Source organism: Psychrobacter sp. D2, assembly GCF_013608135.1.
In the GTDB taxonomy this organism is placed as follows: Bacteria; Pseudomonadota; Gammaproteobacteria; order Pseudomonadales; family Moraxellaceae; genus Psychrobacter; species Psychrobacter cryohalolentis.
Window position 1 is genome coordinate 80471 of record NZ_JACDXZ010000008.1, and the last position, 26308, is coordinate 106778.

The window sequence follows — 26308 nt, forward strand, 5'->3', positions numbered from 1 at the left end:
CATGAGTTTAATAAAGCTAGTTAATTTACCAAGTTTTGGTGATGAAAGAGGTGGCTTGATCGCGATTGAGTCTGACCAGTCTATCCCATTTCAAATAAAGCGTTTGTACTATATATTTGGCACTCAGTCAGGAGTCTCGCGTGGTTTCCATGCGCATCACAGCCTAAAACAGATTGCGGTCTGTGTCAAAGGTAGCTGTCGTATGATCCTAGATGATGGGCAGAATCGAGAGCAAGTTTGGCTCGATACACCGAATAAAGGGTTGTTGATTGGTGATTTGGTATGGCGAGAAATGCATGATTTTAGTGATGATTGTGTGCTCTTAGTATTGGCCAGTGAGCATTATGATGAAGCTGATTATATTCGTGATTACGATGAGTTTATAAGGTTCGCTTACGATGATACTACAAAATGATTTTGTTATTAATGCGCCAGCATATTTATCACCCTCTTATAGGATAAGTCCTTTCCGTACGACGGATATTTGCAAAAATAAGAACATTGGGAAAGTAAACAATACGTATCCTGAAGAATATTTACTAAGCAGATTTCTAGGAAAAAAGGCACTTATAACAGATAATGGAAGAAGTGCGTTAGGTACATCCTTAAGTATTCTTGAACTAAATAGAGATGATGTTGTAACAATTTTTACAACAACAAATAATTTTTATATTAGCGGATGTGTGACTAGTGAAATTGAAAAATATTGTCAATGGTCAAGAAAAATAGAGAGCAATACGAAAGCCATATTAGTTAATCACGAGTTCGGATTTAGTAGTCAAAAAATGAAGGAGTATGCTTCTTTAGGGTTTCCTATCATTGAAGATTTTGCCCATTCATTCATATCGGATTCGGAAAATGGTGACGCGGGATATTATGCTGATTTTTTGATATTTAGCTTTTCAAAATACTTTCCTATACAGATAGGCGGAGCCCTCTTATATAATCAAAATTACCAAATCCCTTTTTATGAAAAAAAATATATAAATTCTTACATTAGTAACGTTATTTCAAATCACATAGAATCTATATCTAATATAAAACTTAAAAGACTGAAAAACTATAACTATTATACAAAATTATTTTCAAAGATAGATTTAGCACCATATTTTATAATGTACAAAAATGACTGTCCTGGTGTTTTTTGCTTTGAAGTACCAAAGGAAATTGATTTAGTTAAAATGAAAATATTTATAAATTCAAATGGTATTGAATCAAGCATATTCTATGGTGAGAATGCCTATTTCTTACCTTGCCATCAGAACCTAGAAGAATGCGATATTGAATATATTTATAATGTTGTTAAATATTTTTTAGAGGCTAACTTATGATTTTGAGCAATATTAATTTGGGCGAAAATGTTTATATAGACCCTACAAGTTCAATTAATAACATAAAGATAGCCGCAGGAGTCAAAGTCGCGAAAAGGTGCTCTTTATTTGGCTCGAAACATAATATTTTGGAAATAGGTAAAGACTCTTATGTTGGTATGAATACGATAATAAACGGATTTAGAGGAAAGGTCACTATAGGTGCCCACGTAAGCATTGCTCAGTCTGTGAATATTATGGGAGATTCTGGACCTAATGCGAGTAAAGAGATGCAGGAGTTTTTCCCATTATTGCAAGGAGATATAAAGATTGGAGATCATTGTTGGATTGGTACCAATAGTGTGATTATGCCACAAGTAGAACTAGGAGAGTTCTGTGTAGTTGCTGCTAATAGTTTCGTTAATCAGAGTTTTGGTCCTTATTCTGTAATAGGCGGAAATCCCGCAAAACTAATTAAAAAGCTTAAATTATGAAAATTATAAAATATAACTTAGAACATAAAAATACTTGGAATGATTTTGTAGCTTCTGCTAAAAATTCACATTTCTTTTTTAAGCGTGATTATATGGATTATCATGCTGATAGGTTTCAAGATTATTCGTTAATGTTTTATGACGAGAAAGATAAGCTTATTACTTTGCTTCCAGCCAATAAAAATAATGACACTCTATTCTCTCATCAAGGTTTGACGTTTGGGGGGTTTATAGTTAATGACAAAATGACAGCCGCAATCATGCTAAGCGTTTTTGAAGCCTTAAATATATTTTTAAAAGAAAATAGTATTAGTAAGTTGATTTATAAATGTATTCCATATCCCTACCATTTAAAACCTGCTGAAGAAGACAGATATGCTTTATTTATAAATAACGCTAATTTAATTAGAAGAGATGTATCCTCTACTATAAATTTATATGAGAACATAAGGTATTCAAAGGGAAGAAAATGGAGTGTTAATAAGGCAAAAAAAGAAAATTTGCAAATTGTAGAAACTGATAGTTATGAGGTTTTTTGGAATTTACTAGAAGCTGTTTTAGAAGCACAGCATGGATCGAAACCTATACATACAGTTGAGGAAATAAAGATTCTAGCAAGTTATTTTCCTAAAAATATAAAACTATATCTAGTTCTCAAGGATGAAGATATTTTATGTGGAGCTATTATTTACGAAAACCTTAAAATTGTACATACACAGTATCTTGCTAATAGTACAAAGGGTAGAGATATTGGTGCCTTAGACTTTCTAATAGACTATCTAATCAATGAAAAGTATAAGACTAAGAGTTATTTCGATTTTGGTATATCTAATGAACAAGAAGGACAGATACTGAATACAGGACTAATTGCTCAAAAAGAAGGTTTTGGTGCTAGAGCTGTAGTCCATGATTTCTATGAGATGAATATATTATGATAAATTTTCTTGATCTAAAAGCAATTAATGCTCAATATCGTGATGAACTTGTAGATGCTTGTACTCGTGTTATTGACTCAGGCTGGTATATCGGCGGCAGCGAGCTCGAACAATTTGAGAAGCAATTTGCTAACTACTGCGGGACGAAATATGCAATTGGTGTAGCTAACGGCTTAGATGCTCTTATCTTGACACTGCGAGCATGGAAAGAATTAGGTAAGCTCAAAGATGGTGATGAAGTTATCGTACCGTCTAATACTTATATAGCCAGTATATTAGCAATTAGTGCTAATAATTTAACACCTGTTTTGGTTGAACCGTGTGTAGATAGCTTCAATATTGATCCTAAAAAAGTTGAAGCTGCTATTACTAGCAGAACTAAAGCCATACTTCCAGTACATTTATATGGACAATTATCGGATATGCCCGCTATTATGGATATTGCTCAACGTCATGAGTTGTTAGTGTTAGAGGACTCTGCGCAAGCACATGGCGCTTCCCTTGATGGTAAGAGAGCAGGGAGTTGGGGCGATGCATCGGGTTTTAGTTTTTATCCCGGTAAAAACCTTGGGGCGCTAGGCGATGCTGGAGCAATTACTACTAGTGATAAAGAGCTGGCTCATATATTACGTGCATTGCGTAATTATGGCTCACATGAAAAATATAAAAATTTATTTCAAGGCGTTAATAGTCGTTTGGATGAAATCCAAGCTGCAATGCTTAATGTAAAGCTAAGCTATTTAGATAACGAAATTGCCCTTCGTCGTAAAGTAGCTAATAGTTATCTGCAAGGTATTAATAATTCATCTATTACCTTACCTACTCACGAAGGCGACTCTCATGTTTGGCATGTCTTTGTGGTTCGCTGTGAGCGTAGAGATGAGTTGCGAAAATACTTAGCGGATAACGGCGTTCAGACGCTCATCCATTATCCAGTGCCACCGCATCAGCAGCCTGCGTATAAAGAATGGAATGAGCTAAGTTACCCTATTGCTGAGAAGATTCATGAAGAGGTGTTGAGTCTTCCCATAGGACCTACTATGACTATTGCAGATGTCAATACAGTTATTCATATATGTAATGAGTTCCAGTTATAAATGAATTTACTTAAAACTAGTGCCCTCAATGGTATAGCCGTCCTTATTAAGACCGCTACTTTGTTTATACTCAATAAAATACTAGCGGTATATGTAGGACCATCTGGCTATGCAGTGATAGGGCAGTTTCAGAATTTTATTCAGATAGTGACTACCTTTGCAGGTGGAGCAATCAATACAGCGGTGATAAAATATACTGCTGAGTATCATGAGAACGAGAGCAAACAGCAAGTAGTTTGGAAAGCTGCAGGTAGCATAATTCTGATATTTAGTATATTTATTGCTATCTTAATATTAATTTTTCAAAAAGAACTTTCATTTTATATTTTTCAAACCTATAAATATCAGTCCATATTTGTATGGTTTGCTATTTTTTTACTGTTTTTCAACTTAAATGCCTTATTTTTAGCTATTTTAAATGGTAAAAAAGAGATACTAAAGTTAGTTATCGCAAATATCATTGGTAGCTTATTTTCATTAGCGATAACTAGCACATTAGCAGTAAAATATCAGTTATATGGGGCACTAGTTGCTGTTTCAATCAATCAATCAATTGCTTTTTTCGTTACCTTGATATTATGTTATAAATCTAATTGGTTTAGATTACGTTATTTATTTGGCAGTATAGACCCTGTAATAGCTAAGAAATTCGGTGCATTCGCCTTAATGGCATTAACTGGCGCAATATGCGTGCCTTTATCTCAGATTCTTATCCGTTCATATATTACAGATGAGTACGGTTTGAGCTATGCTGGCTACTGGGAAGCGATGATTCGATTAAGCGGTGGATATTTAATGCTAGTTACTACTACATTAGGTGTTTACTACTTACCAAGACTTTCAGAGTTATCTGTTATTAGTGATATAAAAAAAGAAGTCTATTTAGGATATAAGTTTATATTCCCGTTAGCACTCTTTGGTGCATTATCGGTTTATTTTTTAAGAGACTGGATAATTGCAATACTTTTCACAGAATCATTCTTACCTATGCGTGATTTATTCTTATGGCAAATGATTGGGGACTCTTTAAAGATTGGTAGTTGGATATTAGCTTATCTGATGTTAAGTAAGGCAATGACAAAGTTATTTATCATTACAGAACTAACATTTGCCTCTACATTGGTAGGATTAACCTATATCTGTACTAAGATATTTGGTTTTGAAGGTGTGTCTATCGCCTATTTATTAAATTATGCGCTATATTGGATAACAATGAGTTTATTGGTATTTAAACAATTAAAAGATAAAGGGTTTAATGATGCAACAGAGTGAACAACCTTTAGTTTCAGTAGTAATACCCTGCTACAATCATGAACAATTTATAAAGCAGTCTATTCAAAGTGTAATAGATCAAACTTATATGAGTATAGAATTAATCATTATAGATGATGGATCCCAGGATAGCTCTGTATTGAAAATAAAAGAAATGATTGAGTCTTGTAAGGAAAGGTTTGTTAGATTTGAATTTAGAAGTAGAGCAAATATTGGAGTTAGTTCCACTTTAAATGAAGGGATAGAATGGAGCAAAGGTAAATACTGGACAGCTTGTTCTTCAGATGATTTTTATCATAAGGATAAAATATTATCTCAAGTACATTATCTTTCAGAAAATAAAGAATGTAAGTTTTGTGTAACAGAATCATTTGTTATCAATGATTTAGATAAGGAAATAATTAAAGAGACGAATCTTTATAATGTTAATTTAGAAAAACATATCACCTTCAGTGATGTATTCCTATTCAAAGTTCATTTACCTGTTACTGGTATGTATGTTAGAGATTTTTTACAGGGCGATTTAGGTGGGTTTGATTCTTCTTTATCAGCTGAAGATTATGATATTAACCTTAGGATTGCTAGCCAAACAGACATAGGGGTTATTTCAAAAAAACTATATTATTATCGTTCACCCGTGGCATTAGGGATGAATCGAGTTAGAATGCCAATGCGTGTAGATGTTTCAGAATCACACCTTAAGACAATAAATAAATATAAAAACTACCCCGAATATAAGAAGGCATTAATGGAATGGAATTTTAGAAGGTTTATTTATTATTCAGCATATAAAGATACTAAGTTATATTCATTTAAAGGTATGATTAAGTCTTATAAAAAAATGAAAAATATATATTATTTTAAAGCTTTGTTTAGAATTATTTTTTATTGGAAATAGATATGATATTTAGTAAAAATAACTTCTTTAAAGTATTTCTATATTTGTATACTTTTTTATTCATATTTAACCCCAGTAATTTCTCCAGTTTTAACCTAATATATTTGCTTAGCTTTTTCTCAATATTATATTTTATTTTCAATAGAAAAGTTTTTTTTAAGTATTTTAAAAATAAAAAAGTTTTTTCTCTTTTATTCATATGTGTTTATTTATGTGTTTATATGTTAGCGCTATATATGTCGGGCTCTGAAGATGCATTATATGAATCTTATGTAATATTAATCGTAATTATGGCTATTCTATGTGGACTAGTTATAGTAGATATATTTAGAAAAATATATGGTTTTAATTTTTTAAAATTCATTGAATTCATAATTAGAGTTGGTCTAATTCAGTTTTTTTTCGTAGCATTATCAGTTTTTTATCCAGAGTTTAGAGAGTGGGTATTAAATACCTCTAGACAAGAAGATTTAGAAAGTATATCAAATAGTGAGTTTAACGGATTAAGATCTTTTGGTTTGTCTCTAGGATATACATCGACACTTCCTATGTTTATGGGTGTTTGTTCTTTGTTAAGTTTTTATTTTTTTATAGTAAAAGAAAACATTAAAAGCAAGTTGTTTTATTTTTTTGTAACTTTTTCTTTTTTGATTAGTGTGGTTTTAAATGCGAGAATCGGATTGGTTCCTATCTCTATTTGCTTGATAACTTTACCCTTTTTCTTTGTTTTTAATTTGAGGAAAAAAGCTAAAACTTTAGTTTTTCTAATATTATCTGTTTTGGTGTCTTTCTCCTTATCTTTCTCTACACTTTTAACTAGTGATTATCTAACAAGGTTTATGGCTGGATTAGATGAAATAGATAGTTTGCTAGGCGGAAAAGCTACTGGTACTTTTGAGGCTCTGTTAGACATGTGGTTTTTTCCAGATAGCAAGACTGATTTTATATTTGGACAGGGATTGAAGGTTTTCGGTTCTAACTCGAAAGGTTCCGATATTGGTTTAGTACGTGGTATTTATATGTATGGTTTTCTTAATGTTCTAATTGTTACTGCTGTTTTGCTTTACTCTAGTACCCCCTTACTTAAAACATTTAAAAAATACTTTGGTTATATTTTTTTATTCTCCTTTGTTCTTTCCTTTTTTGCTTTTTACTTCAAGGGTTTGGTTTTTTCTTCTAATGAAGTTATGAATCTGTTTTTTATATTATTGGTTTTCTGTATATTTTATAATAAGACTTTATCTAGAGATGTAATTTAAGGAAAAGCTAAATGAAAGTATTCTATTTTGGATTTTACACAAAGAATATTAATCCAAATGACTTTGTAACTTTTCCTGGTTGCAATACTAAAATGAGCTATATTATTGATGCAATAAAAGAAAACGACATTCCAATAGATGTCATCTGTCTTGGAGAATCATTTAAAAAAGCAACAAAAAAATACATGAAAATAGATGATTTAGAGGTAAATACCTTCGTTTCTACTGTATCTAACAGAGTTTTATCAAAGATAAATTTATGGGGTCAGGTTTCTTATTATCTGTTATTTAAAATAAAAAAAGAAGATACTGTTATATTTTATCATAGCCTTTATATGTTGCCTGTTTTTAAAATTGCTAAAGCAATAAAAGGATTCAGGTTAATTATCGAGGTTGAAGAAAGTTACTATGCTGCTTGGGGTAAAAGTAAATTATTAATTAATATTGAGCTAATGCTTCTAAGAGGTGCTTATGGTTATATATATGTTAATGACATACTTCCAAATTTAATAGAAAAAAACCATCCTTATGTGATTTGTTATGGTGGTTACAATGTTAGTAAAAAAAACTTTCTTTCTAGAAATGAAAAAAATTCTTTAAAGAACTTAGTATATGCAGGATTAATTTCAGAAGAGAAAGGCAGTGATATTTATTTAGCTATTAATGCAATGTCTTTTTTAGATAACGGTTATAAGCTTCATGTCTTAGGTTATGGAACAGATAGAGCTATAGATAATTTGAATGCATATATAAGTAGTGAAAGTCTGTCGCAAAAAGTTCATTATGAAGGGTTTTTAACCGGAGATGACTACACTGCATATCTCAGTAACTGTGATATAGCTTTAAATCCTAGAATGCTATTAAATGAACTATCAAATTATACTTTTCCTTCAAAAGTCTTATCTTATCTTTGTACAGGTTTATTAGTAGTTAGTACTCCTATTGACTGTATAAAATATTCTTCAGTGGCTAACCTAGTTTCTTTTTCTAAAGATAGTACACCTTCCGAGTTTGCCAATGCTATAAAAAATATAGATTATAGTGTGAGTCCTACTGATAGCGTAAAAAAATTACATAGAGATTTTGTTAGAGAAATAGGAGTGTTGTTAAAAAAATGATCCTTATCGATGCGATATATATTAATAATTCAGGAGGCTTAGTGCTTCTACAGTATTTGATAAAAGAATTAGAGAAGTCTAAGTTAGATATTTTTTACCTATTAGATGATAGAACAGAGCAGTTATTTAGTAATTTAAATGAAAGTCGATGTAAGTTTATGTCTAGCTCATTTTATAAGAGATTAGTTTTTTATACTAAAAATAAAAGAAAATTCACATCAGTGCTGTGTTTCGGAAATATTCCTCCTCCAATTAAATTAGATGTGTCAGTCTCTGTTTATTTTCATCAGCCTTTATTTTTAAGTATTCCACCGTCTTTTTCTTTAAGAAACAAGATTATTTATAGATTAAAACAAGAAATACTGGGTTATTATAAAAAAAATACCTCTCTTTGGATTGTTCAAAGTAATTTGATTAAGTTTAGATTGGCAAAGAAATATCTATCTGAAGATGACTCTAAGGTTAAGGTTATTCCTTTTTACCCTCCCTTAAATTTTATTAAAAATGATATACATATAAGAAGGGATAAAAATTTCTTATATGTTAGCAATAGTGCACTTCATAAAAACCACGATTTGTTATTAGATGCTTTCTGTGACGCATATGATATTAATAGAAAAGGGTTGCTTACAGTTACAATACCTACTTCTTCATATATGTTATGTGATAAAATTAAACAAAAAATAGCAGATGGCTATCCAATTGTTAACGTAGGATTTGTTGATAGAAAAGAATTAATAGAGCTTTATTTAAGTCATCAATACTTGATTTTTCCATCGCTAGCTGAAAGTTTTGGCCTTGGTTTGGTTGAAGCTATTGATGGAGGATGCAAAGTAATAGTTTCAGACTTACCTTATGCTTATCAGGTTTGTAAGCCTTCATTGACCTTCAATCCTAATATAAAAGAATCAATTAAAAATGCGATTATTAAAGCTACTGAAAAAGATCTTCCTGAATCAGAAAAAATTATTTCGAATGATATAAATCAACTAATTTCACTTCTATCGGATTAAACTATGAGTTTTAAAAATAAAACCCTTCTTATCACCGGTGGCACCGGCTCATTCGGTAACGCCGTATTGAAACGCTTTCTAGATACAGATATCGCTGAGATTCGTATCTTTAGCCGAGATGAAAAGAAGCAAGAAGACATGCGTATCGCCTACGCCAATTCTAAGCTCAAATTTTATATTGGCGATGTCAGAGATTATTATAGTTTGCTTAGTGCGACACGCGGTGTAGATTATATTTATCACGCTGCAGCACTTAAACAAGTGCCATCATGTGAATTCCATCCAATGCAAGCAGTAAAGACCAATGTGCTTGGTACAGAAAACGTCTTAGAAGCGGCTATTCAAAATAAAGTGAAGCGTGTGGTTTGCTTAAGTACTGATAAAGCCGTTTATCCTATCAATGCTATGGGTATTTCCAAAGCCATGATGGAAAAAGTAATGGTGGCCAAATCACGTAATTTAGAAGGCTTAGACACGGTGATTTGTGGTACGCGCTATGGCAACGTAATGGCTTCTCGTGGTTCAGTTATTCCACTATTTGTCGATCAAATATTAAAGGGTAAGCCTTTAACCATTACCGATCCTAACATGACACGTTTTATGATGACGTTAGAAGATGCGGTAGATTTAGTGCTATATGCTTTTGAACACGGTGAGAATGGTGATATTTTCGTTCAAAAAGCACCTGCTGCCACTATCGAAGTGCTCGCTAAAGCGTTAAAAGAGCTGATGAATCTTGATGAGCATCCTATTGTTATTATGGGTACACGTCATGGTGAAAAAGCTTATGAAGCTCTGTTAAGCCGCGAAGAAATGGCTGTGGCTATCGATCAAGGATATTACTATAGAGTGCCAGCAGATCAGCGAGACCTTAACTATGGCAAATATGTCGAAGAAGGTGATCTGCATATCACCGAAATTGAGGATTACAACTCCCATAATACAGAGCGATTAGATGTGGAAGGTATGAAGCAACTGCTCCTTAAGCTTGAATTTGTCCGTGCTTTAACTGAAGGCAGACATATTGATCCGGAGGCGTAATTGTGAATATTTTAGTGACTGGCTCTAATGGATTTATTGCTAAAAATCTTATTCAGTTTTTATCCGAACAAGACGATATTAGTATCTTATGTTTTAACCGTCGTTCTAGTGAAGATGAGTTAAAAGATGCGGTTATCAAAGCAGATTGGATCATACATTTAGCGGGGGTTAATCGTCCATTAAATGAGCAAGAGTTTGTAGAGGGTAATATTACCTTGACGCAGAAAATTGCTGATCTATTGAGCGAGCATAATAAAAAGACTCCGTTCATCTTATCTTCATCTATTCAAGCAGAGCAAGACAATGCTTATGGCCAAAGTAAACTCGGCGGAGAGCAGGTATTAATTGATTTAAATAAGAATCAAGGTAATCCAGTATATATCTGTCGTTTGGCTAATGTATTTGGTAAATGGTCACGCCCTAACTATAATTCGGCGGTAGCAACTTTTTGCCATAATATTGCTAATAATTTACCCATTCAAATCAATAATCCTGATGCGGTTATTCGCTTAGTTTATATAGACGATGTGGTAGAGACATTTTGGCAGATGATTGCAGGTCATTATTCACCAGAGCAATACTTTGTCATTGAGCCAGAATATAAAATTACGGTTGGTGATTTAGCGGACACTCTGCGAGAGTTTAAACAGTCGCGTGATACATTGATAACGCTGCCAGTAGGTACTAGTTTAACTCGAGCTTTGTACTCTACTTATTTAAGTTTTTTGCAGCCCAGTCAATTTGACTATATGGTAGCTAGGCATGGTGATGAGCGCGGTGTCTTTGTAGAAATGCTTAAAACACCGGATGCTGGTCAGTTCTCCTATTTCACTGCGCATCCAGGCATAACTCGCGGTGGACATTATCATCATAGTAAGACTGAAAAGTTTTTAGTCATTAAAGGCAATGCGTTATTTAAATTTAAGCATATCGTTACTGGCGAATACTATGAATTAGAAACGAACGGTGATGAAGCACGAATTGTCGAGACTGTACCAGGTTGGACTCACGATATTACTAACATAGGTGAGGATGAAATGATCGTTATGCTATGGGCCAACGAGATTTTTGACCGTGAAAAACCTGATACATATGCCATGCCAATAACAGAATAAGAGTTGTATTATGAATAAGTTAAAGCTAATGACGGTCGTAGGGACACGTCCGGAGATTATTAGACTGTCTCGAGTCATGCAAGCATGTGACAAATATTTTGATCACATAATTGTTCATACGGGTCAAAACTATGACTATGAACTCAATGAAATATTTTTTACTGATTTAGGGATTCGTAAGCCTGATCACTTTTTAAATGCGGCAGGCGCAACGGGTGCTGAAACTATCGGTAACGTCATTATAGGCGTCGATAAAGTTTTAGAAGAAGTGAAGCCGGAAGCTTTACTGGTACTCGGCGATACAAATAGTTGTATGGCTGTCATTCCTGCTAAACGCCGTAAAATTCCTACTTTCCATATGGAAGCGGGTAATCGCTGTTTTGACATGCGCGTACCAGAGGAGATTAATCGCCGTATCGTCGATCATACAGCAGATATTAATTTAACCTATAGTACTATTGCTCGTGACTATTTGCTCGCAGAAGGATTACCTGCAGACTTAGTTATTAAAACGGGCAGCCCCATGTTTGAGGTGCTAAATCACTATAAAGCTAAAATTGAAGCGTCTGATATTTTAGAAACGTTAGGGCTTAAAGAGCAGCAATATTTTATCGTCAGTGCTCATCGCGAAGAAAATATCAATTCTGAGCAGAATTTTTTAGATTTGGTGGATATGCTCAATGCAGTCGCAGAGAAATATCAATTTCCAGTGATCGTTTCTACGCATCCCCGTACTCGTAACCGTATTGAAGAGCTGAATATCAAATTTCATCCACTTGTTCAATTACTTAAGCCACTAGGATTTAGTGATTATAATAAGCTTCAACTTGCCGCTAAAGCAGCTTTATCAGACAGCGGCACGATTAATGAAGAGTCTTCTATCTTAAACTTTCCGGCGCTAAATCTACGCCAAGCCCATGAGCGTCCCGAAGGCATGGAAGAAGCTGCTGTGATGATGGTAGGGTTGACTGCTAAACGCATTTTACAGGGTCTAGATATTTTAGAGTCACAATCACGGGGTGAGGAGCGTTCATTACGCTTGGTAGATGATTATAGTATGCCAAATGTCAGTGAGAAAGTAGTCAGAATTATTTTGAGTTATACTGATTATATTAATCGTGTTATTTGGAAAAAATATTAGGAATGAATGTGTCTAACAAATTATATCTGATTACAGATTTTTATGACTCCTCTCAAAATACAACGGGTTATCTATTTGGTAAGCTATATGAATTTCTTAGTAAACAAAAAGATATAGACCTAACCTTATTAACTAAAATTGATGAGAAGGTACTTAATCAACCTGAAGCTTTGTATGTCAAGGGAATAAATTTTGATAAGAAAAGACTGGTAAGTAGATCGTCTTATGAATTACTCATAGGATTTAGTTTTTTTAAAAACTGTGCCAAACATATTAAAAAAGACGATATAGTATTTACTAGTACAACTCCTATTTTACTACTTATTATCATCCATCTTTTAAAAAAGCTAATAGGATTTAAGTGGGTGCTCTTAGTTCACGATGTGTTTCCAGAAAACTTAATTCCCGCAAAGATAATAAAAAATAATAATCTTGGATACAAATTATTAAAACGTGTTTTTGATGATGTATATGCTGGTGCTGACAGAATTATTGTTATTGGCAGAGATATGGAAAGTCTGGTTTATAGAAAAACCAATCATAATCATATAACTGTCATACCTAGCTGGATTGATGAAAGTGATATTGCCTTACAATCGAAAAGTGATAACTCTATTTTAAATGAACTAGATTGGCAGAGTAATCGAAAAGTAGTATTTCAGTTTTTCGGCAATATTGGAAGAGTGCAGGGTATCTCTAAGCTGATGCAAGCTATTAAACTAATGAAAAGGATAGATGAGGCTCAATTTATTTTCATTGGGGATGGTGTGTATGTCGATGAATTGAAATCGTTGATCAGGGAGTCAAATAATCAGAATATCGTATATTACGGGCCAGTATCTCAAGACAAGAAGTCTCTTGGCTTAAATGCTTGTGATATATCTATTGTTACTTTGGCGGATGGGATGCTTGGTTTAGGTGTGCCGAGTAAAGCTTATTATTCGATGGCAGCAGACAAGCTAATATTTACCATTATGGATAAAAGCTCTGAAACTTATCGGATGGTACAAGAAAACAATATAGGATGGGCTGTAGAAACTGATGATATTGTAGCAATAGCTGAAATGTTAGATAAGGCAGTAGCCGATATTCGTATTAAAGAATTCAATTCTCCACGGAAAGTTTTAGTAGATAAGTACTCATCTGAGCTTGCGATGAATAAAATTTTAGATATTATTCGCTCACTTTAGGTCTATTTTAATACACGGATACCATATAAATACGATTAAGGTTAATCAATGAATATATTAGTAACTGGTGCTAACGGTTTCGTAGGTCAGTCATTAGTTAACAACTTGCTGAATAACACTAAACATAAAGTTGTAGCTAGTGTTCGTAAGATTCCTTCAAGGAAGCTTAGCTGTGAATATAGGATCATAAACAATCTAGAAGATAAGCCGACATTGACTAATGTTTTTAAAGATATAGACGTAGTTATTCATACAGCTGCTCGCGTGCATGTGATGGATGACAAGTCTGTTGACCCTTTAATGGAATTTCGTAAAATAAATGTAGAAGGGACCTTAAATCTAGCTCAACAAGCTATCAAAGCAGGTGTAAAGCGATTTATATTTATTAGCTCCATAAAAGTTAATGGCGAAGGTACGGAGCTTGGTAAACCATATACAGAAGACTCTAAACCTAATCCTATCGACCCTTATGGTATCTCAAAATATGAAGCCGAGCAGGGTCTGCTTGCATTAGCAGAGACGACATCATTAGAAGTTGTGATTATTCGCCCTACTTTAGTATATGGTGAAAATGTAAAAGGTAACTTTCATTCTTTAATGAAATGGACTTATAAAGGTATTCCTCTACCAATAGGTGGAATCAAGCATAACTTGCGTAGCTTAGTATCAGTAGACAACTTGGTCGATTTTATTGTTAACTGTATAGAACATAAAAATGCTAAAAATGAAGTGTTTTTTATATCTGACGATGATGATATATCTACTGCTGATCTGTTAGAAGGGATATCTCAAGGTTTGGGTGTCAAAAATAAAGCGTTAAATATACCTGTTGAATTTATTAACACGGCAGCGAGTGCAATTGGCAAGTCAGGTGTGGCGCAAAGGCTATCAGGCTCATTACAAGTAGATATTAGTAAGGCTAAAACCTTGTTAGGTTGGCATCCTAAATATTCTACTAGTGAGTCGATCCAAAAGACTGCTAAATCTTATAAATCAAACTTAATGGCTCCTAAGTCTATGGTTTTACAGAGACCCTTAGATATCGTTTTTTCAGCGACCGGTCTAGTAGTAGCCTCACCATTGTTAATTAGTGCGACCGCTATTGGTTATTTAGATACAGGCTCGCCTTTGTTTATCCAAGAGCGAGTGGGAAAAGATCAGAAACCATTCAAACTGATCAAATTCCGTACGATGAAGGTGAGTACGGAGTCTGTTGCCAGTCACCTTGTTGACAATACCTCGATAACAAAATTAGGCAAAGTACTACGTAAAACAAAGCTAGATGAGCTACCACAGCTTATTAACGTATTAAAAGGTGAGATGAGCTTGGTAGGTCCAAGACCCAACTTGTTTAATCAAAAAGAGCTTATCGCGGCTAGAGATAAGATGGGAGTTTATGAGGTCTTACCAGGTATTACGGGTCTGGCTCAATTGAGTGGTATCGATATGTCCACACCTGAACGCTTAGCTAAAAAAGACAAAGAAATGATTGATAATCTCAATCTTAAAAACTATTTTTCTTATATACTGAGTACTGCTTTAGGTAAAGGTAGTGGCGATGCAGTTAAATGAAAATGAATATAATTTTAGTTATTTGGAAGTAACCTATCATGTATAAAAAGCTAAGTCTGGTCCTAAGTTTGAGTGTCTTATCAACAGTGTCGATGTTGGCATCTGCACAAAACCTGTATATGAACGATTTAAAGCTTAAGGCAGATCTTGACTGGCTGAATACTCAAGGGGTCGTGCAGATTAGCACCAGTACTTGGCCGCTGACTGCCAATGAGATCAAGCGCGCTTTGTATACGGCCAATGCCCAGACGCCAGCGCAGCAGCAGATCCTGCATTCGGTACAAGCACGATTGAATCAGAACCGCAACTCAGTGGTAAAAGGGTCGGCAGCACTGCATATACAAACCGACAGAGATCAGCTACCACAAAAGTTTGCTGATGATCAAGTTGCCGGTCAACAAGCAAGCGTTGGCGTGTCGCTTAGCGAAGCGGAGTGGGAATTTAATTTACAAGCCAATTTAAAAAATGACAAACTTATCGATGACAGCTCAGATGTTAGCTTTGAGGGCTCATACCTTGCTGGTACTGCTGCCAATCAGTGGTTAATCGCGGGTAAAATTCCAACGTGGTGGGGACCTGGTCATGATGGTAGCCTTATTCGAGGCGATGCAAGCTTGCCGGTCGCAGGTTTTACCATGCAGCGCGATCAGCAAACTGCTCCGACATTCCCATATTTATCGTGGGTCGGGCCTTGGCAGTATCAGCTATTTGCCGGTCAGCTAGAGGATTATGAAGCCATTCCTGATGCTAAGCTATTTGGTGCGAGGCTGACTGCTAGTCCACGGGAATGGTTAGAAGTCGGTGCTTCTCGTACCTTTATGTGGGGCGGTGAAGGTCGTCCACAGAGTTTTAGTTCCTTTACTGATGCTCTCTTAGGAACCAAAGATAACGAAGCAACTAATAGTATTGAGGCAGCCAATGATCCAGCCAATCAGCTTGGTGGTTTCGATGCTCGCTTAAAATTGGCACCATTGGTGAATATGCCTGCTAGCGTTTATGCACAGTATGTCGGTGAAGATGAAGCAGGCGGTTTACCAGCTAAAAGTATGTATTTAGCTGGTGTTGATTATGCATCTGCCGCTTATGGCAAACCTTACCAGCTTTATGCGGAGTATACAGATACTCGCTCTAGTGGTGAAGTTCGAGGTATTTCCTATGACCACTTTGTTTATACGGATGGCTATTATCAGCAAGGCTTCCCATTAGGCTATGCATTAGGTGGCGATGCAGAAAGTATCGCACTTGGTGGTCGCTTATGGCTAGACAATCGTAATTTTATTAATGCAAAACTACAGCATGCAGAAGTCAATCAAGCGAATGAGGCCATTAATCAAGCATTCCCAACGACTGATAAGTTGACTGGTATCGATGTGGCTTGGGAGCATCAATACAACCCTCAAACGCTTATTTCTAGCCGAATTTGGGCCGTAGATTCAGATATCCAGTCGACTGATGTCGGCGTAGGTGTAGGTATTGAGCTGCAGACTTATTAAATGCTTGCTTAATCAATGCACGACAGTACTTGAAAACAAAAAGTCGGTCTATTAATATTTAATAGATCGACTTTTTTATGGTCACGTTATTGTTTTTTACTTATGGCTTTTTAATATAGTGAGTTCAATATAAAGGATTTATGCTTAGAATAGCATTATGCTGGGATAAATTTCTCTCGCTTGCTGTGCGCTTCGCACTCCAGAGGCTTCGTAAAATTTATCCCAGCAGTACGGTGTTCTTTTTAAATTGAATCGAATATAGGGTGCTAGGATTTTTTGGCTCAGGCAGGTACAATATGAGTATCAATCATACCTTGATCAAGGATAAGACAGGCATGCAAGCAATTGCGGCGCTGTCTTTACTTTTTTTATCGCACCCTCTATTGGAGTTACTATGTCAATTGCGTCTATTACGTCAACTGCCCAAGGATCTGCTACCGTTTTGGACGGTAAAGCACTTGCCAAACAAATAGAACAGCAACTGAGTACGCGTGTAGACGCTATTAAAGCTAAGACAGGACGTACACCAAGCCTAGCGACGATATTGGTTGGTGACGATCCTGCGTCTGCGACTTATGTGCGTATGAAGGGCAATGCTTGTAAGCGTGTCGGTATGGATTCTATTCGGGTTGAAATGCCAAGTGTAACGACGACTGAAGAGCTGATGGCAAAAATAGACGAGCTGAATAGCAATCCAGACGTTCATGGTATTTTGCTGCAGCATCCAGTACCGGCTCATATCGATGAGCGAGCTTGCTTTGAGGAGATTGACTTGGCAAAAGATGTCGATGGTGTGACCTGTCTGGGCTTTGGTCGTATGGCAATGCAACAGTCCGCTTATGGCTCATGTACCCCGCAAGGTATCATGCATTTACTAGAGCATCATAATATTGAGCTGGCTGGTTTGGAGGCCGTAGTTGTAGGTCGTAGTGCAATTTTAGGTAAACCAATGGCTATGATGCTATTAAATGCCAACTGTACAGTAACAATCTGCCATTCAAGAACGCAAGATTTAGAGTCTCATATTAAGCGTGCTGATATCGTGGTTGGGGCAGTGGGCGTGCCTGAATTGATTAAAGCAGAGTGGATTAAAGCAGGGGCTGTGGTTATCGATGCAGGTTTCCATCCAACTGATAATGGCGGTGTCGGTGATATCGAGCTGCAAGGTGTAGAAAATATTGCCAGTGCTTATACGCCAGTACCAGGTGGCGTTGGTCCTATGACGATTAATACGCTTATTCGCCAGACCGTTGATGCTGCTGAAAAAGCTGCCGGTTTAGACAATAGTTAATGAGTTAATCATAAGAGCACGGATTGCCGATAGATAAGGAGCCTGAGACTTCACAGTAGACAGCACAAAGACTCAGGCTAAATCAACCCCTTTACCGTTGATAGGATCTAACATGGCTAAAAATAACGTGGGTATTCATGAGCGATTACAAGGTATTGGTAGAGAGTTCGTCGATGTCTCTCATTACATAATCTTATTTTTAATCAGTGTAGTAGTAGTTTGGACAGCGGGCAAAGAATTCTTTGTGATCTTTCAAAAAGGTTCAGCAGATTTGAAAGACATCTTATTACTCTTTATTTATCTAGAGCTGTTAGCGATGATTGGGATCTATTTTAAGACTCATCGTTTGCCAGTGCAGTTCTTGATATTTATTGCGATTACGGCGTTATCGCGACATTTAGTCGTCGATGTACAGGCGGTATCAGATAACTTTCACTTATGGCTGCTAGCAACGATTTCCTTTGCCATTATGGTGCTGAGTGCGTCAATTGTTATATTAACTTGGACAGCTAAGATGTTTGGGCGACCAGAAGATTATTTGAAAGACCATCAAGTGACCAGTACTGAGCATCACTTGCCTTGTGTTGATAATGAACAGTCTCTTAAATAATTATTTTCGATAAATATCATGAATAAAGGGATGATAGGTGTCGATGAGTTACTAACGATAGTTAATATCTGTTAATAAAAAAAAGGCTTCCATATATATGGAAGCCCTTTTTTTTATCTAAAAAGCGGGTTTATAACCAGCCCAAGCGCTTAAAGTTAAGGTATAAAAAGCTACATAGTGAAATGATAACTGCCATAATGATAAAGTAAGAATATTGCCAGTGTAGCTCAGGCATAAAGTCGAAGTTCATCCCATAGATACCCGCAATCGCTGTCGGTACTGCCAAAATACCTGCCCAAGCCGCAAGCTTGCGAACCACCTCATTCTGTCCCATATTTACCATCGCAAGATAGGTGTTCATCACCACACTTAGCATCTCATTTAAACCATTGATGGCATCTAAAGAATGCAGTAAATGGTCATTCACATCTCGAAAGTAGGGTTTTGCAGCATGCGAAAATGGTGAGACTAAATCGCTTTTTTGATGGTTTATAAAAAAGCTACAGATATCTTGCACTGGTAAAATAACTGCACGCATATGCACCAATTGTGATTTTAATTCATATAGATTTCTAAGCGTTTCTTTATTAAATTCATAAGTAAAAATATTACGCTCTTGCTCACGTAAATAGCTGCCTAAGCGGTCGGTCACTGGCATATAGTTATCGACGATAAAATCAATAACAGCGTGCAAGACAAATATAGGTCCCATACGCAGTTTTTCAGGGCGGCGATTGCAGTGCTCACGTACTGGCGCATAGGAGTTAGACGGACCATTACGAATCGTAATCAGATAGTTCTTACCCATAAATATCGCGGTAGTACCGTAGCGGATGACATTACCTTCAAGCTTAGCGGTACGTAATACCACAAATATCGTATCATTATCATAACTTTCAACTTTGGCGCGCTGATGATCGGCAAAAGCATCTTCGATTGAAAGCTCATGTAGATCAAAAGCTTCTTTTACCTCGGATATTGTCTGCAAGCTAGGCTCATAAAGACCTAACCAGATAAACTGGCCGCTATTGCTCAAGGCTCGACTGACATCCCTGAGCGCTATTTTGTTCAGCTGCTCACCGGTTTTACGGGAATAAGCATAACAATTGACCACTTCATTAGCACTGAGTGGCTCAATATCCTCATAGCGCTCAGAGTCTGGATCATAGACGGTCATGGTCTCAATAGTGTCCTCGACCGTCGCATCAGAATCGCCATAGATATAGCTGTCATAATTGTCTAAATAGGAGTGCTCGTCTATGATAGTGGCGTCAATAAGACTGACATTAGACTCAGGTGTGATACGCGTTGCCGTTTTGACAAGCAGGTCATCATCTTGGTTCATACCTACTCCTTCTGTCTAAGTATAAAAATAAATATAAAATAACTTCTGCAACTGATGCGGATTACAAGGCAAAGCGTTTTAACGTATCAATATCGACCAAGTTTAATAAGCTTTCATGACATGCTTCAAGCTTGATTTGTGGTGCCATGCCTAAATCGAGTGCTTCAACCCAACGTAACGCACAAATACACCAGTAGTCACCTGGTTGCAGACCGGCGAAACCATACTCGGGCAATGGCGTAATCAAATCGTTACCGCGACTGGCTGAAAAGTTTAAAAACTCGCTGGTCATTTTGGCGCAAACAGTATGTTGACCAACATCATGGTTGCCCGTATGACAAAAACCATTGCGATAATAACCGGTAAGCGGATCAAAACAACAGCTGGCTAGGGCAGTGCCAAGCACATTTGCTTGGTTAGTAGCAGGATTTGGATGATAATCAGATGACATAAGGCTTCCAAAGTAAAAGTATAGGCTAGTGTAACATGAGTATAGATCTAAGACGTTATTCAACGATAGATGCAGCAGATAGTTAGACAAAATATTGCGCCGTTAACGCTATATTTTCTCTATAAAAATACGGTATTAATGATGATAAATCTGTCATAAAAAAGACGGTTTTTAAGGTTATTAGAATAAATTAGATGGCGATTGCCGTTAATTGTCACTAGGCGAAGCGTGGCTGCTATGCTAAACTAAAGCATAAAGTGCCTTGATTATTTATCATAATTTTTTAGCGCATAAAGATACTCGTCTTATCATTCCAACTTATACTATTACTCACCCTTTTGCGGTTACCTAGTTTGCTTATCAATAATTGGGTCAGTGATGTTGCGCGTGAAAAATAAAAAACGCCTGATATCTATGCAATTGGAAATATAACCTTTAAGTACCGCATCTCTACCGCGCTTTTGGTAAGCGATACGCCAAACAAGGATTTATTGTGTCTGCCAGTTCTGATTCTGCAAAACATGCCCTGCAAAATACCCTCAAGCAAGCGGCTACTCAGCCCGCTGATAATACCGCCGCACCTAATCGTTTACCTTATTTAAGCAATCTTGCCAGCGATGTTGCTAATAGCTGGTTGCTGCCTGATGGGGTGGTTGATGTGTTGTTTGAAGACGCCCATAAGCAAGAAGTGCTTAGACATCAATTGATCCAGCAACTTATCAGCCATGGCTATCAGTTGGTCAATCCGCCAATGATTGAGTTTACCGAATCGCTACTGAGCGGTGCCTCAGAAGATCTAAAGCGTCAAACCTTTAAGATTATCGATCAGCTAACAGGTCGATTGATGGGTATACGCGCGGATATTACGCCGCAGATTTTGCGTATTGATGCACATCATGGCGGTGATGGAATCGCGCGTTATTGCTATGCAGGCGATGTCATTCATACCTTGCCATCGGGCCTTTTTGGCTCTCGTACACCACTACAGCTCGGCGCTGAGATATTTGGTTGTGAGTCCATTGCAGCAGATATTGAGCTGATTGATGTTTTATTTAGCATGCTCAATAGCCTAGAGATGAGCGCAGCATTACACATTGATTTGGGTCATGTAGCGATATTTAAGCGCTTGGCGGAATTGGCAGTATTATCAGAAAGTGATACTGAGCAATTGATGCAGCTTTATGCCAATAAGAACTTGCCAGAGCTGAAGCAGGTTTGCCAAGCGCTACCGCTGGGTAGCGATTTTTATACCTTGGCGCGCTTTGGTCATGACATTGCAAATCTGCTTGGCAGATTGTCAGAGAATGCGCAACAAGACACTCAAATTGTCACAGCTATTGATGAGCTGCAACGTCTAAAAGCGCACTTGCAAGTACAGTGGCAGTGTGCGGTCAGTATCGATGTGACCGAGCTATCAGGCTATCATTATCATACGGGCATTGTGTTCAATGGTTATATCAATAGTGAAACTCAGCCGCTGGTACGTGGCGGGCGCTTTGATGGTATGAAAAGTAATCAATTAGCCACGAATCAGCCACGTCAAGCGACCGGCTTTAGTATGGATGTCAGCCGTTTGCTCGCGCATACTCAGCTTGATGCACCTGTTATTGTGCTGGTTGATTATGACGCTTTCAAGGATTTAGAAAATGAGCAGCTGCAGCTATTATTACAGCAAGTGGCAAGCTTACGTCAGCAAGACTATCGCGTGACCATGCCATTAACGGCAAAAGATATGCCAGTGGGTATGACTCATCGTTTAAGCCTTGTCGATAACCAATGGCAGCTACACGCAGTTTAAATTTGAAAATATTTAACATTTATAAATGCTATAAAAAAAGCGTTTGCTATAAAAAGATATTTAGTGATTAAGTCGTTAAAAACATACTTTGCTTAAAGTATCGTTTTTAGCATTACTTTCGTTTTGATAGGTAGTTTTAAACACTTATTGCACACACCTCAATATATTAAGGTAAGGATTTATCATGGGTAAGAATGTCGTAGTTTTAGGTAGCCAATGGGGCGATGAAGGTAAAGGTAAAATCGTCGATTTACTAACCGAAAAAGCCTCAGCAGTTGCACGCTTCCAAGGCGGACATAACGCTGGACATACGTTAGTTGTAGATGGTAAAACCACCGTCTTACACCTAATCCCATCTGGTATTTTGCGTGAAGGCGTTACCTGCTTCATCGGTAATGGTGTGGTATTAGCACCTGATGCACTACTTAAAGAGATGAAAGGTTTAGAAGAGAATGGCGTTCCAGTTCGTGAGCGTCTACGTATTTCTCCTAACTGCCCATTAATCATGCCATATCATGTTGCCCTTGATCAAGCGCGTGAAGCCAAGCGCGGTAGTGGTAAAATCGGTACGACTGGTCGTGGTATTGGACCAGCTTATGAAGATAAAGTTGCGCGCCGTGCCATCAAGCTTGCTGATTTGTTCCGTGATGACTTAGAAGAAAAACTACGTAACTTAATCGAATATCATAACTTCCAACTGACTCAGTATTATAAAGTTGAAGCGATTGATTTTGATGAGACGCTTAAGCTTTGTAAAGAGTGGAAAGAAGAAATCAGAGGCATGGTAACTGATGTCACTGAAGATTTGAACCAATTGCGCCTTGCTGGCAAGAACCTAATGTTTGAAGGTGCACAAGGCACATTACTTGATATCGACCACGGTACTTATCCGTTTGTAACCAGCTCAAGCGTGACTGCTGGTGGTGTATCTACAGGTACGGGTATCGGTCCATTATATTTGGATTATGTCCTTGGTATCACGAAAGCCTATACCACCCGTGTTGGTAGCGGTCCATTCCCAACTGAATTATTTGATGATGTTGGTGCACATTTAGCCAAAGTCGGTCATGAGTTTGGCGCCACGACTGGTCGCGCGCGTCGCTGTGGTTGGTTTGATGCTGAAGCATTACGCCGTGCTGTTGTACTGAATTCTATGTCAGGTATCTGCCTAACCAAGCTTGACGTATTAGATGGTCTAGAAGAATTACTAATCGGTGTGGGTTATAACTTACCTGAGACTGAGTGTGCAGGCGCGCACGATGCAGAGTTCTACGAAGCGGTAACGCCAAAGTATGAAACGCTACAAGGCTGGAGCGAATCAACGGTCGGTATCACTAACTACGATGAGCTGCCTGAAAACGCCAAAATATACATCAAACGTATCGAAGCATTGATTGGTTGCCCAGTTGATATCATCTCAACCGGTCCTGATCGTGAAGAGACTATCGTATTACGCGATCCGTATGACGCTTAATTGGTTATAACGCTATTGTATGTTTAATTCACAAAACCCTGATGCCAAACATTGGGGTTTTGTTTTTGATAAATCAAAGATTGATGAGCAGTAAAAGCTTATCCAATTTACTTTTGTGCAAGTTACAACCGTAAATTAATCCTATCATTTACAGTCTTAATCATTATAATAGGCAGCAATCATTCGCTGAGCACTGTATTTTCGTATTGCGTATCCGCATTGGACATGCATAAATGAATTCGCTCAGCGCAGTGATCACAGACAACGTAAATTATTTAACTTCTCACTTATTTATTAGGAGCTTTTCATGGCTAACGAACGTACTTTATCTATCATCAAACCTGACGCAGTCGCTGGCAACAACATCGGCGCTATCTACGATCGTTTTGAAAAATCAGGTCTAAAAATTGTTGCCGCTAAAATGATGCAACTTGATGATAAAAAAGCGGGCGGTTTTTACGCTGAGCACGCTGAGCGTCCATTCTACAACGATCTAGTGTCATTTATGACTTCAGGTCCAGTATTGGTATCTGTATTAGAAGGCGAAAATGCGATCGCTAAGCATCGCGACATCATGGGCGCTACTAACCCAAAAGACGCCGCTGAAGGCACTATTCGTGCTGACTTCGCTAGCAGCATCGACGAAAACGCGGTTCATGGTTCAGATTCAGCTGAATCAGCAGCACGTGAAATCAGCTACTTCTTCAATGAAGAAGAAGTTTGTGCACGTACGCGTTAATATAGTAAACCAAATATAGTCTGTTACGGTGTCAGACTCGCTTAATGTACTCAATGTACAATTGGCGCTTGTCTTCCTTGTACCAGCTCTATATTTGATTCACTATGCACTAATAGCTTATAAAATTGACTATAAATTATTAGTGTGGCAAGACGGCTTATATCTTTTGGTATAAGCCGTTTTAGCTATTATAATAGTCTGGCTATGCATTGAAATTTTAACTTTTCTCCCTCATTATTATTTTTATATAGCGTTATCAATCCTTTATCAGCATATTACTTTCAGTTTTTGGTAAAAAATGCGCTCATAACGGATTGCTCATGCACTCATATATTGAGTACGTTTAGCAACACCCATCTCAACAATTGCATCGCTCATACCAGTAGATGCAAAAAGGTTATTTATTATGTCAACTGCTCAAACTCCTATTCAAACTGACGTCCAACACGTACCTGCTAAGACTACTAAGAGTATAAAATTAGTAGACGAGGCGCAGGCGAAAACCAATCTACTAGGTATGACACAAGCGCAGCTGGCGGAATACTTTAAGAGTATTGGCGAAAAGCCGTTTCGCTCGACGCAAGTCATCAAGTGGATATATCAGCAGGGTGTCACTGATTTTGAGCAAATGACCAATCTAAGTAAATCTTTGCGTGATAAATTATCAGCCAATGCCTGCGTCATTCCGCCAAAAGTGATTCATCGTCAATATAGTGATGATGGCACGCGTAAATGGGTCTTTGAAGTCACGGGTGGCTCGTTGGTTGAGACGGTACTGATTCCCGCAGATGATAGTAAATTAAACGGTCGTAAAACTTTGTGTGTCTCTTCGCAAGTGGGCTGTGCGCTCGACTGTAGCTTTTGTAGTACGGGTAAGCAGGGCTTTGAGCGCGATTTGACGGCGTCTGAGATTCTTGGACAATTATGGGTGGCAAATGCTTCTTATATGACCGATGAAAATGATAGTTTAGAAAATGTTGACCATAGTTTATGGGAAAACAACGTCACCAACGTGGTGATGATGGGCATGGGTGAGCCGTTATTAAACTATCGTCCTGTTGTCAGCTCGATGGAATTGATGCTCAGTGACCATGCTTATGGTTTATCAAAGCGCCGTGTTACTTTGTCGACTTCAGGTGTGGTGCCAAAAATGTATGAGTTGGCACAGGAGCTTGACGTGGCTTTAGCGATTTCATTACATGCGCCAAATGACGAGCTACGTAATGAATTAGTGCCGATTAATAAAAAATATCCATTAGAGCAGTTAATGGCGGCAGCGAGAAATTACGTTTTTGACGTGAACCCGCGCCACAAGAAACACGTGACTATCGAATATGTGATGTTAGATGGCGTCAATGATAGTAATGTGCATGCTGAGCAATTGGTCGCATTATTGGGCGATTTACCAAGTAAGATTAACTTGATACCGTTTAACCCGTTCCCACATGCAAACTATGACAAGTCGAGTAATAATCGTATTCATGCCTTTAGTAATATATTAAGTGAAGCCGGTTTTGTTTGTACCATACGTCAAACTCGTGGTGATGATATTGATGCGGCATGTGGTCAATTGGTTGGGCAAGTTGCTGATAGAACGCGTCGTTCAGCCGCATGGCAGCAAAGCATTAAAGATCGCGAGAATAGTTAATTAG

General features: G+C 37.2%; 24 protein-coding genes. 22 read left to right on the plus strand and 2 right to left on the minus strand.

Annotated features, from left to right (window positions below):
- Nucleotide 1 precedes the first annotated feature (1 nt).
- The 18 genes from H0262_RS10580 (at nucleotide 2) to H0262_RS10665 (ending at nucleotide 18849) form a co-directional block, all read left to right on the plus strand.
- On the plus strand, nucleotides 2-415 hold the full coding sequence (locus tag H0262_RS10580; protein WP_181210729.1) for an FdtA/QdtA family cupin domain-containing protein: 414 nt from the start codon (nucleotides 2-4) through the stop codon (nucleotides 413-415).
- The gene (locus H0262_RS10585; protein ID WP_181210730.1) at nucleotides 399-1331 is read left to right on the plus strand and encodes a DegT/DnrJ/EryC1/StrS family aminotransferase; all 933 of its coding nucleotides are present in this window, start codon (nucleotides 399-401) and stop codon (nucleotides 1329-1331) included. Before H0262_RS10580 ends, H0262_RS10585 begins: the two co-directional genes overlap by 17 nt.
- A complete protein-coding gene (locus tag H0262_RS10590) occupies nucleotides 1328-1804 on the plus strand; it encodes a DapH/DapD/GlmU-related protein (RefSeq protein WP_181210731.1) in 477 nt (158 codons plus the stop codon). Before H0262_RS10585 ends, H0262_RS10590 begins: the two co-directional genes overlap by 4 nt.
- Complete coding sequence (locus H0262_RS10595) at nucleotides 1801-2739, plus strand: GNAT family N-acetyltransferase (protein WP_181210732.1); 939 nt, start codon at nucleotides 1801-1803, stop codon at nucleotides 2737-2739. The genes H0262_RS10590 and H0262_RS10595 overlap by 4 nt, the downstream gene beginning before the upstream one ends.
- A complete protein-coding gene (locus tag H0262_RS10600; protein WP_181210733.1) occupies nucleotides 2736-3836 on the plus strand; it encodes a DegT/DnrJ/EryC1/StrS aminotransferase family protein in 1101 nt (366 codons plus the stop codon). The genes H0262_RS10595 and H0262_RS10600 overlap by 4 nt, the downstream gene beginning before the upstream one ends.
- Nucleotides 3837-5108: an O-antigen translocase gene (locus H0262_RS10605; protein ID WP_181210734.1), complete on the plus strand. Its 1272-nt coding sequence runs from the start codon at nucleotides 3837-3839 to the stop codon at nucleotides 5106-5108. It begins immediately after the preceding gene.
- A complete protein-coding gene (locus tag H0262_RS10610; RefSeq protein WP_181210735.1) occupies nucleotides 5095-6006 on the plus strand; it encodes a glycosyltransferase family A protein in 912 nt (303 codons plus the stop codon). Before H0262_RS10605 ends, H0262_RS10610 begins: the two co-directional genes overlap by 14 nt.
- A 236-nt stretch (nucleotides 6007-6242) precedes the next feature.
- Nucleotides 6243-7265, plus strand: a complete 1023-nt coding sequence (locus H0262_RS10615) for a hypothetical protein (protein WP_181210736.1) — start codon at nucleotides 6243-6245, stop codon at nucleotides 7263-7265.
- Nucleotides 7266-7276: 11 nt separating this feature from the next.
- A complete protein-coding gene (locus H0262_RS10620; protein WP_181210737.1) occupies nucleotides 7277-8383 on the plus strand; it encodes a glycosyltransferase in 1107 nt (368 codons plus the stop codon).
- A complete protein-coding gene (locus tag H0262_RS10625) occupies nucleotides 8380-9396 on the plus strand; it encodes a glycosyltransferase (RefSeq protein WP_181210738.1) in 1017 nt (338 codons plus the stop codon). The genes H0262_RS10620 and H0262_RS10625 overlap by 4 nt, the downstream gene beginning before the upstream one ends.
- 3 nt (nucleotides 9397-9399) lie before the next feature.
- Entirely contained in the window at nucleotides 9400-10437 is a 1038-nt protein-coding gene (locus tag H0262_RS10630) for a polysaccharide biosynthesis protein (RefSeq protein ID WP_181210739.1), read from the plus strand.
- A 2-nt stretch (nucleotides 10438-10439) separates the two neighbouring features.
- Complete coding sequence (gene wbjC / locus H0262_RS10635) at nucleotides 10440-11552, plus strand: UDP-2-acetamido-2,6-beta-L-arabino-hexul-4-ose reductase (protein ID WP_181210740.1); 1113 nt, start codon at nucleotides 10440-10442, stop codon at nucleotides 11550-11552.
- Between the two features lie 10 nt (nucleotides 11553-11562).
- A complete protein-coding gene (gene wecB / locus H0262_RS10640; protein WP_181210741.1) occupies nucleotides 11563-12693 on the plus strand; it encodes a non-hydrolyzing UDP-N-acetylglucosamine 2-epimerase in 1131 nt (376 codons plus the stop codon).
- Nucleotides 12694-12701: 8 nt separating this feature from the next.
- Complete coding sequence (locus tag H0262_RS10645; protein ID WP_181210742.1) at nucleotides 12702-13883, plus strand: glycosyltransferase family 4 protein; 1182 nt, start codon at nucleotides 12702-12704, stop codon at nucleotides 13881-13883.
- 48 nt (nucleotides 13884-13931) lie between these two features.
- Nucleotides 13932-15455, plus strand: a complete 1524-nt coding sequence (locus H0262_RS10650; protein WP_181210743.1) for a hybrid nucleoside-diphosphate sugar epimerase/sugar transferase — start codon at nucleotides 13932-13934, stop codon at nucleotides 15453-15455.
- Nucleotides 15456-15493: 38 nt separating this feature from the next.
- Complete coding sequence (locus H0262_RS10655; protein ID WP_181210744.1) at nucleotides 15494-16948, plus strand: capsule assembly Wzi family protein; 1455 nt, start codon at nucleotides 15494-15496, stop codon at nucleotides 16946-16948.
- 394 nt (nucleotides 16949-17342) lie between these two features.
- Nucleotides 17343-18239, plus strand: coding sequence for a bifunctional methylenetetrahydrofolate dehydrogenase/methenyltetrahydrofolate cyclohydrolase FolD (gene folD, locus H0262_RS10660; protein WP_181210745.1), 897 nt, complete (start codon nucleotides 17343-17345; stop codon nucleotides 18237-18239).
- A 112-nt stretch (nucleotides 18240-18351) separates the two neighbouring features.
- Nucleotides 18352-18849: a phosphate-starvation-inducible PsiE family protein gene (locus H0262_RS10665; RefSeq protein ID WP_011512992.1), complete on the plus strand. Its 498-nt coding sequence runs from the start codon at nucleotides 18352-18354 to the stop codon at nucleotides 18847-18849.
- Between the two features lie 130 nt (nucleotides 18850-18979).
- Here H0262_RS10665 and corA read toward each other — a convergent pair whose 3' ends face one another.
- A complete protein-coding gene (corA, locus tag H0262_RS10670; protein WP_181210746.1) occupies nucleotides 18980-20194 on the minus strand; it encodes a magnesium/cobalt transporter CorA in 1215 nt (404 codons plus the stop codon).
- 61 nt (nucleotides 20195-20255) lie between these two features.
- Nucleotides 20256-20645 (minus strand): DUF2237 family protein, encoded by a 390-nt coding sequence (locus tag H0262_RS10675; RefSeq protein ID WP_149492997.1) that lies wholly within the window; start codon nucleotides 20643-20645, stop codon nucleotides 20256-20258.
- A gap of 493 nt (nucleotides 20646-21138) precedes the next feature.
- On the opposite strand from H0262_RS10675, the gene H0262_RS10680 reads away from it, so the two are divergent.
- The 4 genes from H0262_RS10680 (at nucleotide 21139) to rlmN (ending at nucleotide 26304) form a co-directional block, all read left to right on the plus strand.
- Nucleotides 21139-22443 (plus strand): ATP phosphoribosyltransferase regulatory subunit, encoded by a 1305-nt coding sequence (locus H0262_RS10680; RefSeq protein ID WP_181210747.1) that lies wholly within the window; start codon nucleotides 21139-21141, stop codon nucleotides 22441-22443.
- Between the two features lie 184 nt (nucleotides 22444-22627).
- Complete coding sequence (locus H0262_RS10685) at nucleotides 22628-23917, plus strand: adenylosuccinate synthase (RefSeq protein WP_011512996.1); 1290 nt, start codon at nucleotides 22628-22630, stop codon at nucleotides 23915-23917.
- A gap of 307 nt (nucleotides 23918-24224) precedes the next feature.
- Nucleotides 24225-24656, plus strand: a complete 432-nt coding sequence (ndk, locus tag H0262_RS10690; RefSeq protein ID WP_055124481.1) for a nucleoside-diphosphate kinase — start codon at nucleotides 24225-24227, stop codon at nucleotides 24654-24656.
- Between the two features lie 406 nt (nucleotides 24657-25062).
- Nucleotides 25063-26304 (plus strand): 23S rRNA (adenine(2503)-C(2))-methyltransferase RlmN, encoded by a 1242-nt coding sequence (gene rlmN, locus H0262_RS10695; protein WP_181210748.1) that lies wholly within the window; start codon nucleotides 25063-25065, stop codon nucleotides 26302-26304.
- Nucleotides 26305-26308 lie beyond the last annotated feature (4 nt).